This window comes from Brackiella oedipodis DSM 13743 (genome assembly GCF_000621025.1).
GTDB classification, from domain to species: Bacteria; Pseudomonadota; Gammaproteobacteria; order Burkholderiales; family Burkholderiaceae_B; genus Oligella; species Oligella oedipodis.
Genome location: NZ_KK211205.1, coordinates 483,147 through 498,464, shown reverse-complemented (window position 1 = coordinate 498,464; position 15,318 = coordinate 483,147). Strand labels below are relative to the sequence as shown.

Sequence of the window (15,318 nt, the reverse complement as noted above, 5' to 3'; positions counted from 1 at the left end):
AGTTAAAAAGCACAGAGTCACGCGATAGCAGAATCTAAAACGCTAGATCATTACAGGCTGACTGTGAGATTTTGCTCTTTACCTAAATAAATGGCCCCAAGATAGAGCATCAGACCCAAGGCAATCGCCACAGCACTGAGGGCAAAGGCTCCTCGAATACTGTGTGCCAAAAACAAAGCAACCATGACCGGCCCTACTACCTGTCCCCAACTATACCAAGTCGTCATTGCCGCCGCGGCACTAGGAATGTGATACTGTGCCGCTATACGGATAGACATCATAGAAATACCTATAAAGGTACCTCCAAAAAATACGGCAGCAATAATGGCAGCCGTCGCACTTTGCCAGACAACAGGTACGCCAATACCGAGGCATTGTAGTAAAAAGGCCAGTGCGAGCGCTTTATGCATACCAATTTTTTCGGTAACAAAGGTCCATATCCCCGTAGAAACCATAAGGCAGGCGCCCGCGATAATCCAGACGACAGGTGCTGCTGCGGCCCCTAGCAGCGGTTTAGCTAAGACCACTAAATAAGTACCCACAATAATATAGCCAAAACCCTCAAGCATATAACTCGCTTTCAGGAGCCAGTGGCTTAACGGCACCTTCTGAGTACTCAACGACACCTTGGGATGCTGTGACACATGCGGTGCATGAACAATCGGCCAGTTAATAACGAGTAACGACAGGATCAGGGCAATACTGCCCGTGATATACCAAAGCTGTTGCCAATTTTGCCCATTGCTAGCAAGCAAGACGATCAGACCAGAAACAATAATCCCTATCCCTACCCCTGCATACGCAATGCCCGTGGCGGCCCGAGCTTGTGGCAAATTAGCGAGCGTGTTAGAAATATGCACAAAAATAATGGCGGAGGCTATGCCCGCCAAACCGCGATTTAAAATAAACCAACTATTGTGTTGTATAAGAGGATAGCTTAGCAATAACAACACGTTAGCGATCAAACTAAAACGAAAGGTGCGCACCTGTATCCAGTGGTAGTTGCGTTTGAGCCCCCACGAACCCAGTAGATAACCAATGAAATTAGCCGCTGCAATAATGGCGCTCATGGCATTGCTCATAGGCAGCATGACTAACATAATGGGTAACACGGGGGTATAAAAAAATCGACCTAAGCCCATCGCGACACTTAGAGCGATATTACCTTTGAGACCAATTTGCAACGGTGACTGATTCATAATTTTCTCGTACGGGATGAATGGTAAGCGATCTTTGATGGCAGCTTACTGAGGAGCTACTCAACCAAGGAGGCTAGTTAAAAACCACTCGTTTTTATAAAAACCACAGGTTAGAGTAGCTCATCACCCTTCTGCTTTTACTGTAAACCCTGATACCTTGTCAATTCGTTATTACGCTAGAATAATAGCCATCGTTTCTTATTTTATTTACACCTAAGACGTTGATTTCTATGACAAATACACCAGAACAATTTAGTGGCACCGATCACTACGTCGCCACCGATGATCTTAAACTTGCGGTAAATGCGGCTCTCACACTGCAACGGCCATTGCTAGTTAAAGGTGAGCCTGGTACGGGCAAAACTATGCTGGCAGAACAAGTGGCTGCCAGTCTGGGGCGCCCTTTGCTCCAGTGGCATATTAAATCCACTACTAAAGCCCAACAGGGCTTATATGAATATGATGCCGTTTCACGTTTGCGCGACTCTCAATTAGGCGAAGACCGGGTTCACGATATCAAGAATTACATCCGCCAAGGGGTGCTATGGCAGGCTTTTACAGCAGAGCAACCCGCCGTCGTATTAATCGACGAAATCGACAAGGCGGATATTGAATTCCCAAATGACTTATTGCGTGAACTTGATCAAATGGAATTCCACGTTTACGAAACGGGCCAGACGATCCAAGCTAAGCAGCGCCCTTTGGTGATTATCACCTCCAATAACGAAAAAGACCTCCCTGACGCTTTTTTACGACGTTGCTTTTTTCATTACATTCAGTTTCCTGACCCAGAAACTTTGGCACAAATTGTCCATGTGCATTATCCGCATATCGACACAGAACTTCTACAAGCCGCGTTAACCCATTTCTTTAGTTTGCGCGCCACCGATGGGCTCAAGAAAAAACCTTCGACCTCTGAGTTTTTGGATTGGTTAGCCTTACTCACTGCTCATCAAATTGATGCCGAGGACTTAGCCCACCAAAAAGTTCCTCCTATGCTTGGTGCCTTACTCAAGAACGAACAGGATCTCAATTTAGTACAGCGTTTGGTCGCCATGGCCGGTCATTTCCAAAAACGCAGCTAAGGATATAGCCCCGAGTCGACACCATATTCATAGGGTTTGATAATGATTTTGTTGGACTTTTTCTATCATTTACGCAAAAGCGGCTTGCCGGTCTCGGTCAAAGAATTCCTGACCCTGCTGGAGGTGCTACGCCAAGCCATCATGCCGCCCACCTTAAATGATTTTTATGTGACGGCGCGGATGACGCTAATTAAGGATGAGTCGCTCTACGATCGCTACGATCGGGCTTTTTCAAGTTTTGTAAAGGGCGCCGAACCCATCTTCGAAACGTTCAAAGAAATTCCGGCTGATTGGCTCATCAGTAAATTCAAAAAAGAACTCAGCGATGCCGAAAAAGCCGCCATCGAAAAACATGGGCTCGATAAACTCATGCAGATGTTTCGCGAACGCCTAGAAGAGCAACAGGAGCGTCATGCGGGGGGTAACCGCTGGATTGGTACGGGGGGAACCTCACCCTTTGGCAACAGTGGCTATCATCCCGAAGGGATCCGCGTAGGCGGCGCTTCTGCCAATCGAAGCGCAGTTAAGGTTTGGGATGAGCGCTTGTTCCAAGAATATGATAATCAACAGGAATTAGGCGCTCGTAACTTTAAGATGGCCCTGCGCAAACTGCGCAATTTGGCGCGTGAAGGGGTGCCCGAAGAACTGGATTTAGACGGTACGATTCGTAGCACCGCCAATAATGCAGGTTACCTTGATCTCAAGATGCTGGCCAAAAAGCGTAATAATGTTAAAGTACTGATGTTGTTAGATACCGGTGGCAGCATGGATGATCATGTGCAGCGTGTCGAGCAATTATTTACCGCGGCAAGCAGCGAATTTAGGCACCTTGAGGTGTATTACTTTCATAATTGTGTGTATGAACGTGTCTGGCGCTATAACGCCAATGGCCGCCGCAACTATACCGATACTTGGCATCTGATTCATACGTATAACCCCGAATGGAAATTGATTTTTGTCGGCGACGCTTCTATGGGGCCTTACGAAATCATGTATCCGGGTGGCTCCATTGAGCATATGAACGAAGAAACTGGCGCCACCTGGTTACAGCGCTTAACCGAGCATTTCGATAAGTCCATTTGGCTCAATCCAGAGCCACAAGGTTTTTGGCAATACCGGCATTCAATTGCAATTATTCATGAGCTTATGCAAAAGCATATGTATTCCGTCACAGTATCGGGACTAAATGACGGCATGAAGTATCTTTCTAAATAACCGGAATATCACACCAACGGGTCGTAAAGCATGGGCTCAAAAAATTTCTTTGCATGCGCCAATCATTCGGCCCCAAAGCGTGACCTAATTGTAAGGCTTGGCGCCCAAAACGCTGACTTAACTCATCCCATACCTGCATTAGGGCCGTATGATCAGGCAAGTTCTGAGCCTGCCATAAATCGATTTGTTGAGCCTGCGTGCTAGTTTCGAGAGCGGTCAGTTCGACACCACATTTTTTGTATTGCACCTGATCGTTATAAATCCGCTGCAAAACCTGTTGAGCCAGCTGATTGAGTACTAGGGTATCGTCGCTGGCGCAATGCAAAGCGGCATGTCCGACGCCATGATATTGTGCTAAGTCCTCACGAAAGCGATTACTATGAATAAAAACCCGCACCAACCCTGCCCTGAGATGATGCTGCCGTAAATGAGCGGCCGCATCTTGCACATGATGGCTTAGCGCCGCTTGCAAGCTGGGCAAGCTCGTGACCATTTGCGCAAAACTGCGACTGCGTACAATCGATTGCTTAGGATCCTCGGTGACCACTAAATCCTCACACACAATGCCACGCATCTCACGCTGCGTGCGTTCAAGCATCACGCCGAACTGCCGCCGCAAGGTAGGCGTATGCGCCTGCACAAAATCCCAAGCGGTCTGGATGCTTTGTGCTTGTAATTTTCGACCGATGCGACGCCCAATGCCCCAGATTTCAGTGACAGGGGCGCTTCTCAAGGCTCTTTCTTGAATAGCGGGTGACCAATCATCCCACACCACCACGCCCGCAAAAAACTGTTTATGACGCTTGGCTAAGAAATTACAGAATTTTGCCAAGGTCTTGGTGCGCGCAATGCCGACACAAGTCGGCAACCCCACCCACTGCCAGACTCGCGCTTTGATGGCTAGCCCCAAAGGACGCAAGGCACTGATAGCGTGTAATTGCCCCATATCGGCAAACGATTCATCGATGGAATAAACTTCTACCTCTGGTACCAAGGAGCGAATGCTTTGTACCATACGATCAGAAAAATTATGATAGAGCTCATAATTACTGCTAAATACAGTGAGGCGTTTTTGTTTGACGAGATGCTGGACCTGAAAAAAAGGCGTTCCCATCGCCACGCCCATGGCCTTAGTCTCTTCGCTACGTGCCACAACACAACCATCGTTATTGGAGAGCACCGCCACGGCCTTATGTCGTAAATCAGGTCGAAAAACTCGCTCACAAGAACAATAAAAGTTATTGGCATCGATTAAAGCAAACATAATGCTAGCCAACCTACCGGCGCTGAGCGTCTTTGATGATGTAGGTCACCACACCCACAATCATCAGTTGATCATTATCCTTAAAACTAAAATTTGGGTAGCATTGTTGCTTATTTTCGGAGTGCAGCTCGACGCCGCCATCGGCTTTTTTGATGAGGCGTTTGATAGTGTATTCATTGCCTAGATCGGCCATTACAATATCGCGATGCTTGGCCTCTTGGGAGCGATCAATCACCAGTAAATCGTTTTTGTCTATGCCTGCATTGAGCATAGACTCGCCACCACTTCGCACCACAATCGTAGCCGCACGATTCTTAATCAGATACTCATTAAAATCTAAATAATCCTCTGCATAAGATTGTGCTGGACTCGGAAAACCAGCAGGTATTTTGTCACTCGCTAGAGGCACTTGCGCTTGCGATAACAAAGGCGCCAGTGCTAGGAAGTCACCAATACCCTCGTGAAGAGCGGCAGCCGTAGGCGCTACTGAGGCATGATTGGCCACTTGCACTTGCTGGGCTTGGGTCAATTGCGTGATTAAGTTGTCAATTTGTGGCACGATTTGCTGCGGCACACGTTTAACAATCATGGGCTGCCCCGTTTTGCTTTTGCGACCCGCACCTTGTCGGGCACCGCCGCGACCTAGACGCGCCGGTGCCGGGCGCTGTTTAGGAGGATCGCTGACTGTTTTGTTTGAACTCATGGCTAACCGTATTTTGATTTAGTAACGTTTTCATTATAATCAAAAATACCTAGTCAATCGTCAGTTAGCTATGCTTTTTTTCATAAATCCATGCCTACAGCCCCAGCCCCCTCAAAGCGCTCAGCACATCAAAAAAAACGCCACCCTAGTCACAGACTACGATGGCGCGTTGTAAGACGATTCGGCAAGCAAACTACGTGTGGCTTGGTGATGCCGATGGCGTTTGCTTTGTGGTGTTAGCTACCGTGGATGCTGGCTTGTTGAACGCCGCTTTGGACTTATCCAAAGCGTCTGCTTTAGGGGCATTTTTCGGCTGCGAAGGTTTATTGTCAGGCACCATAGAAATTAATTTAAAACCGCCCTCTACTTCCTGCAAATGGGTATGATCGGTAATCGGCTTTAAGTCATTATTTTTATCAATAAAAAACAAGGGGACGGCTTTTTTGTTGGCCTCGCGGTAATCCTGATAGGTATAGGTTTTGTTGATACTGGTGGTTTTGAGCTTAGCGCCTTTGGCCAACAAACTCGCCAACTTATTAAAGGTCACATCCTTACCAAACAATCGATGCGAGACCAGATCTTTGGCACGTTGCTGCGCATCAGACACATTGGCCTCATTACCAATACTCAGTCTATAAATATGACGCTCACCAAACTCATGCCTAAAATGCATTTCGGCTAAGGTATTGAGTTCCTTATCGGTACTCATCGCAAACAAATGACCCATGCCTACTAAATCCATATTTAGTTCTGCGTGATTCGACACTGGATTGCCATAGTAGGTGCGCAGTCCCTCCATACGGGCTTTGGCAATATTCGAATAGTTGGGGTCGGCCATCAAGACCTCATACCCCGCTTCTTTAATCAACTGCGCCACCTTTAGGGAGACCTTATTGGCCCCGACTATCAACACACCACTATTAGACGGTTGACGCACTTTGAGTAAGGTAGCGATGATTTTAGAGCCTAAGCCCTGAATAATCACAGTACCCATAATCACTAAAAACACTAGTGGGACGAGTAAATGCACGCCTTCTAGGTCAGTATCTTTGAGACGAATGGCAAACAAAGAAGAGACGGCGGCGGCCACAATACCGCGCGGTCCTATCCAACTAATCATGAGTTTTTCGTTGAATTTGAGATTAGACCCGATTGAGCATAACCATACGGTTAGTGGTCGAGCGATAAACATCACGATTAATAAGAGAATAATGCCGTTAATACCGACGCCATACAAATCCGTCAAATTGATGCGTGCCGCCAAAATAATAAACAACACTGATATCAATAAAGTGGTGATCGATTCGTGAAACTCCAATAAATGATCACGCGGAAAGCCCTTCCAATTGGCCAAGATCACACCCAAAATCGTCACGGTCAGTAAGCCAGATTCACTCTCAAGATGGTTGGAAACAGCAAACATGAGTAAGACGTACGCCAAGGTAAAGACAGCACGCAAATACTCGGGTACCCAATAACGTTTAATCAAAAACGCCAGAATCAAAGCACCAAAAAAGCCTAGGATAGAGGCCAGCAAGACAATCTTGCCAAAAACCAATAAGGAGTGGCCTTGATTACCCCCAGAGACAATATATTCATACACCAAAACGACAGCAATGGCGCCTAAAGGATCGATAATAATGCCTTCCCATTTCAGGACATTACTAATGTTTTTGTTGGGGCGAACACTGCGCAATAAGGGCTGAATCACGGTCGGGCCGGTGACACACACCAAGGCGCCAAACAGTACGGCTACCAAGATATTCATATCAAAAAGCCAGTACGCCCCAGCCGCAATCACAGCCACGGTACTCAAAATACCAATCGTGACCAGATTTTGGACCACGCGGCCATGCTGCTTAATTTCGTGTAGATTCAGCGTGAGCGAGCCTTCAAACAAAATCACCGCCACGCCCAAAGAGATGAAAGGAAATAGTAAATCACCTAGCAACTCATCGGGTTGGAAATAATTTAAGACAGGGCCAACAATAATACCAATGATTAATAAAAATAAAATGGAGGGTTGTTTGAGAGCCCAGGCTAACCATTGAGCCCCAATACCGAGGGCGAGTAAGACAGTTAAAAGTAAAGCGATATCCATTCGTCGTCCTTTTGCTACTTGATCTGAACGCTGTGATTGACAGTAATCAGACGCTAGAGATCATTACTTAAAGAAGCCATTCAATAGGCAGAAAACCATAAATTTTGAGTAGAGTTCGTTTAAATAAATTCGTATGCGGTTCTGTATCGAAACGAATCACTTGCCCCGCTTCAACCGTACTCCATTGCAAATGGCCGGCCGGCGTCAAACTCACTTTGTAGACGCTTTCCGAGTGCGCTGCAAGGTTTTGCGTCATTTTTTGGGCTAGCTCTGGCACTGTAAAAATCGCCCCTAATTCAGTATTGAGTTGTGCTGAGCGCGGATCCATATTGAAGGAACCGACAAACAGTTGCTGATCGTCGATTTCAAAAGTTTTAGCATGCAAACTTGCGCCCCCACTCTTACGGAACGTGTCATTTTTTTGGCGTACGGTGACCTCGGGTTTAAGTTCGTAGAGCTTAATACCCGCTTTGAGTAGACGCTCACGGTATTTGGTATAACCGGAATGCACTAAGCCGACATCATTAGCTGCATAAGAATTGGTCAGCACAGAGACATCCACACCGCGCCCAGCAATGCTCTCCAAAAGATCACACCCCTTGTCCGTCGGCACAAAGTAAGGTGACACAATCACTAAGTGCTTTTTAGCCGCTTGCATGATGGGCACGAGCTCGGCTAAGACATTTTCGGTGTCCTTGCTTTGAGCCAACCCCTTGGCTGGATTATCACTCACAAAAGTGGAATCAGCCCAGATAAAACTTATATCTTGGTGCGCTATTTTTTGGGCAAAATCACTTTTTTGCAGACGTTGCACATAATCTTGAGTCTCGCCATCGAGCTCATGCTGCACTGGGAAAGGCTTATCGACAGGCTTATTGACAATTAAATCAATGGGATATGACGATTGACTATTCCAATAACGATCAAAGTCCTGCGCGATTTCGGGCACAATCGCCCCAATAACCGCCACATCCATGTCGGCAAACACCACACCATTGCCTGCATTGAAGTACTCATCACCGATGTTACGACCACCAATAATACTGGTCACGCCATCCACCGTGAGTGACTTATTGTGCATACGACGATTAAGTCGAGAAAAATCCGTCAAAAAGCCTAAATAACGTAACTTTCTTTGCATAAACGGATTAAAGAGACGGACTTCGATATTTTTGTGGGCATTGAGCTGCATCAGCAAGTCATCCTTGCCGGCGCCATTATTATCATCCAAAAGCAGACGGACGCGCACACCGCGCTGAGCCGCCTGATAAATATGCTGGAACAATAAATGCCCAGAAATATCGTCATGCCAAATATAATATTGCAAATCGAGCGAATCATGAGCCGCATCCACTAAGGCCAGCCGCGCGATAAAAGCATCCTTACCATCGGCCAGCGGATAGACACCACTTTGCTCGGGATGCTCTTCTGTCAAAGGTAAAATGCCTTTGACCAAGACGCTGTCTTGATTGATCGGCAAGACTTGACTGTCTTGGCGAGATAGCAATGAAGGTAAATCCTTAGAGGCGATACAAGCCGTGATCATGACGATAAATCCTAAAGTGAGAATACAAAAAAGAATACGTTTAAGCAAAGGATGCTCCCGCCCAAATTTAATAAAGCTAGTATTTTAAGTAAATTAAATGTATTTATAATGAATTTAATAACTATTCTGTAATTTTCTTGTGTTTTAGACGGTTCTTTGCAGAAATTAACAACTTTTTTATGCAGCAATGAGTTCTGAGCTCTCCGAGTCAGCTTAGTACCGTGCTCACACCTACCAAGAAAAAACCGTCAAATCCAAGTTTATAGACTTAACGGTTTTTCTGGTTTACGCCACTCTAAAGACCAGCGCGGAGGATTTATTTGCTGGGCTTGTGAAGTTTGCCAACTCGTAAATCAATCAAAAATGGCCCGTCCGCTTTAAAGCTATCTTGGAGCAGTTGATTAAATTGCTCCAAGTTATTGGCAGTGGCAGCACGAACACCCATGGCTTTAGCCATACTGACCCAATCAATGGCAGGATTATCCAGATCGAGCATATTCATCGCTGTTTGACCCGGCTCGGCCCCCACATTATAGTATTCACCGATCAGGATTTGATATTGACTATTATTAATGATGACGGTGGTCACTGGCAGCTGCTCACGCGCCTGGGTCCATAGGGATTGCACGGTATACATAGCGGAACCGTCCGCTTGCATATTTAAGACGCGGCGTCCCTGTTTCTTAGAGGCCACCGCCGCTCCAGTCGCTAATGGTGGGCCACCTCCGATAGCTCCGCCAACGACATGCAACCAGGTATGCGCTGGCGCATTCGCGGTATTTTTGTAGAACCCACGACCAAAGGTGATACTTTCATCGACAATAATCGTACCCTCTGGAATAACCGCGGCGATACTCTGAGCGACATTTTCTGCACTCAACTCGCCCGTCGCAAGGGCTGGACGCTTACCGATAGCGGGTTTTTCTGCCTTAGACAAGTCAATCGCTAAGGCCTTAGCGACGGCTTTGAGAGCCACAATGGGATCTTGGTTCGGACGCGTTAATGTATGCAACACGGTATCGGCACGGTACTTAGTAGAAGGCATCCCTGGATAAGCAAAAAAGCCCACAGGTGCCTTGGCATTGACCAAGACAATATGATCATAAGGTTTGAGTACCTCTAGAGAGCCACCTAGGACATAAGGTAGGCGCTCTATGGGTGGACGTCCTTGACCACGTTCCACATGCCCGATTTGATAGTCAAACAAGATATCCACGCCTTGCGCTTGAGCAATTTGCCAAGCCATGATTTGTGCTTCTTTGCGGCAAGCCATACCCCCCAGCAGAATAAGTACTTTAGAGGCTTCACGCAGAATCTCTGCAGCCTCTTGCACCGCCTGAGGATTCAAATCGGCGGCGGCACCCGCAGTGGGTATCTGCTCCGGTACGACACCGCCCTCTTCCCATGAGGCATTGGCGGGCAAGATCAAAGAAGCGATCTTGCCGGGAAAGGTATTGGCGACTTGTACGGCCTGAGCCGCATCACGGCCGACATCTTCGGGTTTGTGACTGGTGCGCACCCAGTCAGAAATCGCGGTGCAAAGTGCTTCTGTATCTCCAGTGAGCGGAGCATCATAAGGTCGATGAAAAGTAGCCTGATCACCGACAATATTGACCATCGCAGACTCGCCGCGATGGGCATTATGGATATTAGACCATCCATTGGCCAGGCCAGGGCTACAATGCAGTAGCGTACATGCGGCTTTACCCGTCACGCGGTAATAACCATCGGCCATCCCCGTGACCACATTTTCTTGTAAGCCTAACACGCATTTCATGCCGGGAATTTGATCTAAAGCCGCCACAAAATGCATTTCACTCGTTCCTGGATTCGCAAAGCAGGTATCTACCCCCGCTTGCAGCAAGGTATTCACTAAGCTTTTAGCGCCGTTCATAATGCTTCTGTCTCCTGTTGTATGGTGGTTGCACTCATGCTTTTATTGTTATGCAGGCAATTGCCCTACAATTTTTGTCTTTTTGAGTGTAGCAGATATCAAATCGCACTGCCCGAGAGCCACTACAAGCCAGTATTAGCCCTAGTCTTTGGTAGGTAGCCAAACATCCTCATACGTGCAGGTTGGTACCACTTCACTATCGATAAGTGGATAGCGTTTGAGGGCATTGGGCAATTCATAATGCCACCATTCGGTGGCCAAATGCTGCATGCCAGCCGCGGCCATAATGGCGATCAATAATAAGCGATTGTGGTAGACCTGCGCACTTAGGTCTGGGGCAAAATGGTGTGAGGCCGTTTCCATACTATCAAAGCCTGTGCCCATATCCAGCTCTTGGCCATTGGCATCGACCAGGGTCAAATCAAGCGCCACACCACGGGTATGATTTGAGCCGATTTGCGGCGGCTTGACATAGGTGGCATCGGGCAAAGCATGCCACAACTGCCATTGCGCCGCGGCCGGACGATAGCCATCAAAGACCTTTAGTTGTAAGCCCGCTTGCGCGGCTAGCTTTACAGCTTGCCGCAACACTTGGGCGGCATCTGGGTGCAGTGCTAACACAGGGGCTTGATAAATAGGTCGAGCCGTAATGTTGTGATGGGTGGCGTACGGCATATCAATAATAATAGGCAAATCTTGAGGGCTGATAATTTCTAACACCGCTTCACTCATGCTCAGTCTCCTACTGTCGTTGTGTTTGGGACCTGGACTTGGTGCTGCAAAAATTGCTGCAAAATACCAGCGCCCATAAATTTAGCAACACTATTTAAAAAACCATCAAAATCAATATGGGCTTGACCATCGGCAAGGTCAGAAATCACTCTCAATACCGCAAATGGTAGCCCATACTCATAACATACCTGCGCCACGGCAGCCCCTTCCATCTCGACACATAATGCCTCTGGCCACGCCGCATGCACACGATCGAACGACTGACCTTGTTGAATAAAACGATCACCACTGAGTATTTGGCCGTGCCAGACCTTGGGCTGATGTTGACAGTAGGCAGATAAACTTCCAGCGTCTAAGTCTCGTGCCATGTGCTGCTCGATATACGTATGGGCGGCTTGATCTAGCGCCTGGCTGAGGGTCTGATTACTCTGAAACTGGCTGAGGCCCAGTAAAGGGATTTCATAGCGCGGGAAAAATGGACTCGCATCCATATCGTGCTGACTCAGGCTAGTCGCAATCACCACATCCCCTATACCCAGTTGCGCATTGAGCGCCCCCGCTGTCCCGGTGAATACTAAAGCGTCAATCTTAAACACGTTGATCATGGTGGCTGTGCTGGCCGCTGCCGCCACCTTACCGACACGCGCCAGAACAATAACACAATCAACACCATGTATTTGTCCTGTATAGTAGTCGCGTTTGGCAATGGTTTGTTTTTCTAGATTGTTTTCTATCAGAGAGAGCAACATGGCGAGTTCTTGTGGTAGGGCCGCCATAATGCCAAGACGTTGGTATGGTTTCATGAATGTCTAAGCGTTAATTGGGTTCTGGTATCTGAGCAGACTCCTGGTTACGTACCCCAAATGGAATGTGCACCGCAGGGACAAACTGCTGAGCCTTCTCGATGTGGCTGATCTGATCTTCAAAATAAATATGCGGTTTCAGTACTTCTAAAATACATCCCTTATTAATACCGCCTAAGAAAAAAGCATCATTCAAACGCACGCCCCAGTCTTCGAGGGTTTTGATAGCGCGCTCGTGAGCTGGCGCATTACGAGCCGTGACCAAAGACACTCGCAAACGGTTTTGGTAGTGTTTGTCAGTGCGTTTTCGCGTTTCTTCGAGATTTTGGATTCTGTTAATCTTGACCAAAAAATCCTTAAGCGGCCCAGGATTGTGAGGCGTCAGAACATTTTGTACCTCATGATCCTGAAAGCCATCTAAACCCCGTTGTGCAAAAATCGCTTCAGATTCGTCGCTCGCAATCACACCATCAAAGTCAAAAGCGATGCGTAACACATAATCCTCTTCGTCATCGACAAACTTGGAATCTAGCACTAAGCCCGCTGGAAAACTCGCTTCAATGGCGGTTTTGACATCGCTGGCATTGCCAGATAAAAATAAAGAGATATTCAGGGCTTTGATATATTCATATGGCGCTTTACCTTGGGTAAAAATCGCCCGGGTAATATTGAGTCCATAATGCTTAATCGTTTCCATGACCCGTAATCCCGTATCTGGATCATTACGAGACAATAAAATCACTTCGACTAAGGGATCATCAGGACTCTGCAGCGAGTTGAGTTCCAACATGCGCCGTATGAAGGGATAGGCGATGCCCTTTGGTAATGGCTTATAGAGATTCTCTTTTTGGTAGAGACGGTATTTCTCCTCACCTTTTTGTTGGAAAACGCTGTCGGATTCCTTGAGATCAAAGACGGCACTAGAGGCAACACCAATGACCAAACGATTCTGCAAGTCGTAAGGCATACGAACCCTTTACTTAAAACTGCAATTGTGAATTTTCTAATTCTAGCAAAGCTTTTTTGCGATCTGTACCCGCACTATACCCTACTAATTTACCCGTACTACCAATCACGCGATGACAAGGCACCAAAATCGCGATCTTATTGGCGCCATTGGCCGCCGCCACAGCGCGTACCGCCTGAGGCCGTTGTAGGGCGTTGGCCTGCTGCTGATAACTCCACGTTTGACCATAAGGAATTTGCAACAACATTTGCCAAACTTGTCTTTGAAAATCGGTCCCGATAAATTCTATCGGTACACTAAATTGTTGTAGTTGTCGCGCAAAATACAGATCTAGTTCACGCGTCAATAATGGGTATAAGGGCGCCTCTTGGGCACAATACTTACGGCCTAAAGCGTTCGCTAGCTTTTGCAGCATGACCTCGATATTGGCTTCGTTGGCAAACGCTAAAAAACACAGCGCTTGCTCATTAAAGACCGCCACCATAGGGCCTAGCGGTGTCTTAAGAACGTTCTTGTAAAGCGATTTTTGCTTACGATTCTCTGTCATGGAGATACTAGGAAGTCACAAAAAAGTATAGGATAATCTGTTAATACCATCGTTATCATACACGCCTATCATGTTTAAATTTTTAATCCCAAGACGCAAGCCGTCTACTTCATCATACCGACGATTATTGAGTGCTATTGCTTGCCTTAGCGTCGTCGCCCTGACGGCCTGTGTCTCGCCTACACACGATGGTGTCGGCTATTACGGCAGCCGCACGGTCTATCATCGCCAACCAAATACATACTACGCTCAACCTTATTTCGGCCCCCGCTACTACCACTACTACGATTATTACGATGATTATTATGGGCCTAGATACCGTGCCGATTCGCGTTATTACAAAGAAATGCGCAAGCGCTACTACGAAGCCGAGGAGCGTCGCATCACTGAACATAACCTACGCCAAGCCGCTCGCATCATGGAAGCACAACGTCAAGGCCGCACACCGCCCGCTTATGAACCACCGGCCATGCCTAGCGCGGCCATACGGCCCCCTAGCCCTAGCCCTGCGCTTCGTCAGCCTCCCGCCACAAGACCCTCACCCATGCACCGTTACGGCATAAACTAATAAACTAATCGGGCTGTCATCATTTTTGATGAATAATCAAACAAGCATTGCCTTTTAGGAAATTTTTGGGTAGAATGCTCCTTTACCTTTTGTGAGCAAGCCACTCATTTAGAATTACTATTAGGTAATCATCAATTAAGGTAGATTTCTAAAAATAATTTTAAAAAAAGCTTGCATAAATTTACAAACAGTGTAGAATAGATAGCTTAATGATTCGGGGCATAGCGCAGCCTGGTAGCGCATCTGGTTTGGGACCAGAGGGTCGTAGGTTCGAATCCTACTGTCCCGACCAATCATTACATCGGCTTAGTAAATTAATCTTTAGTAATTAATTTTTATGATGGCCAGATATCCACTGTCAGCAGTTTAAGAACCTTTTTAGTATTGGCTTTTTTTGAGCAACACTAAAAAGGTTTTTTTATTGCCTGGAAGATTTACAGATACATCTACACATCACTGTCTATTTATCAAAATCATGACTTCTAAAGTCGTACAAAACCTCAGAAAGCTTACAGAACAATAAAAGCAAGGGCGGCCAAAGAAGGAGACAAAAAAGACTTTACACCTACCTTTCTTGTCTAATGTGACTTCCTCTAGTTAAGTCCTAGTACTATTACTTTATTATCTTCACCTGTCGTGTATAGCAATGTGCATCGACGATCTCATTCTGACTGCACATAAAAAAACTCCCCCA

At 46.8% G+C, this 15,318-nt stretch carries 13 protein-coding genes and 1 tRNA gene; 4 read left to right on the top strand and 10 right to left on the bottom strand.

The features are described 5' to 3' along the window. Positions 1–50 precede the first annotated feature (50 nt). A complete protein-coding gene (locus Q335_RS09450; RefSeq protein WP_051532327.1) occupies positions 51–1,199 on the bottom strand; it encodes a YbfB/YjiJ family MFS transporter in 1,149 nt (382 codons plus the stop codon). Positions 1,200–1,429: 230 nt separating this feature from the next. Between Q335_RS09450 and Q335_RS0105625 the strand changes: the two genes are divergently transcribed. Both Q335_RS0105625 and Q335_RS0105620 read left to right on the top strand, forming a co-directional pair. Then, positions 1,430–2,284 (top strand): AAA family ATPase, encoded by an 855-nt coding sequence (locus tag Q335_RS0105625; RefSeq protein WP_028357793.1) that lies wholly within the window; start codon positions 1,430–1,432, stop codon positions 2,282–2,284. 45 nt (positions 2,285–2,329) lie between these two features. Next, positions 2,330–3,499, top strand: a complete 1,170-nt coding sequence (locus Q335_RS0105620; RefSeq protein WP_028357792.1) for a vWA domain-containing protein — start codon at positions 2,330–2,332, stop codon at positions 3,497–3,499. Here Q335_RS0105620 and Q335_RS0105615 read toward each other — a convergent pair. The 9 genes from Q335_RS0105615 to Q335_RS09430 all read right to left on the bottom strand — a co-directional run bounded on the left by Q335_RS0105615 (position 3,492) and on the right by Q335_RS09430 (position 14,056). Continuing rightward, complete coding sequence (locus tag Q335_RS0105615) at positions 3,492–4,763, bottom strand: Y-family DNA polymerase (RefSeq protein WP_028357791.1); 1,272 nt, start codon at positions 4,761–4,763, stop codon at positions 3,492–3,494. The two genes, Q335_RS0105620 and Q335_RS0105615, sit on opposite strands and share 8 nt — an antisense overlap. A gap of 13 nt (positions 4,764–4,776) precedes the next feature. After that, complete coding sequence (locus Q335_RS10125; RefSeq protein ID WP_038369427.1) at positions 4,777–5,466, bottom strand: LexA family protein; 690 nt, start codon at positions 5,464–5,466, stop codon at positions 4,777–4,779. A gap of 193 nt (positions 5,467–5,659) precedes the next feature. Next, complete coding sequence (locus Q335_RS09445; protein ID WP_051532326.1) at positions 5,660–7,567, bottom strand: cation:proton antiporter; 1,908 nt, start codon at positions 7,565–7,567, stop codon at positions 5,660–5,662. Between the two features lie 67 nt (positions 7,568–7,634). Continuing rightward, complete coding sequence (locus Q335_RS0105600) at positions 7,635–9,113, bottom strand: phospholipase D family protein (protein ID WP_051532325.1); 1,479 nt, start codon at positions 9,111–9,113, stop codon at positions 7,635–7,637. A 316-nt stretch (positions 9,114–9,429) separates the two neighbouring features. Next, complete coding sequence (locus tag Q335_RS0105595) at positions 9,430–11,007, bottom strand: acetolactate synthase large subunit (RefSeq protein WP_028357788.1); 1,578 nt, start codon at positions 11,005–11,007, stop codon at positions 9,430–9,432. 141 nt (positions 11,008–11,148) lie between these two features. After that, a complete protein-coding gene (gene ddpX, locus Q335_RS09440; RefSeq protein WP_425393516.1) occupies positions 11,149–11,745 on the bottom strand; it encodes a D-alanyl-D-alanine dipeptidase in 597 nt (198 codons plus the stop codon). Then, positions 11,742–12,542 (bottom strand): 5'-methylthioadenosine/adenosylhomocysteine nucleosidase, encoded by an 801-nt coding sequence (locus Q335_RS09435; protein WP_038369424.1) that lies wholly within the window; start codon positions 12,540–12,542, stop codon positions 11,742–11,744. The genes ddpX and Q335_RS09435 overlap by 4 nt, the downstream gene beginning before the upstream one ends. Positions 12,543–12,555: 13 nt before the next feature. Then, entirely contained in the window at positions 12,556–13,509 is a 954-nt protein-coding gene (locus Q335_RS0105580; protein ID WP_028357787.1) for a 5'-nucleotidase, read from the bottom strand. Between the two features lie 13 nt (positions 13,510–13,522). Continuing rightward, positions 13,523–14,056, bottom strand: coding sequence for a methylated-DNA--[protein]-cysteine S-methyltransferase (locus tag Q335_RS09430; protein ID WP_084493552.1), 534 nt, complete (start codon positions 14,054–14,056; stop codon positions 13,523–13,525). Positions 14,057–14,126: 70 nt separating this feature from the next. On the opposite strand from Q335_RS09430, the gene Q335_RS10335 reads away from it, so the two are divergent. Further along, positions 14,127–14,624, top strand: a complete 498-nt coding sequence (locus Q335_RS10335; protein ID WP_211248246.1) for a hypothetical protein — start codon at positions 14,127–14,129, stop codon at positions 14,622–14,624. 215 nt (positions 14,625–14,839) lie between these two features. After that, positions 14,840–14,916: transfer RNA gene (locus tag Q335_RS0105560), tRNA-Pro, on the top strand. Positions 14,917–15,318 lie beyond the last annotated feature (402 nt).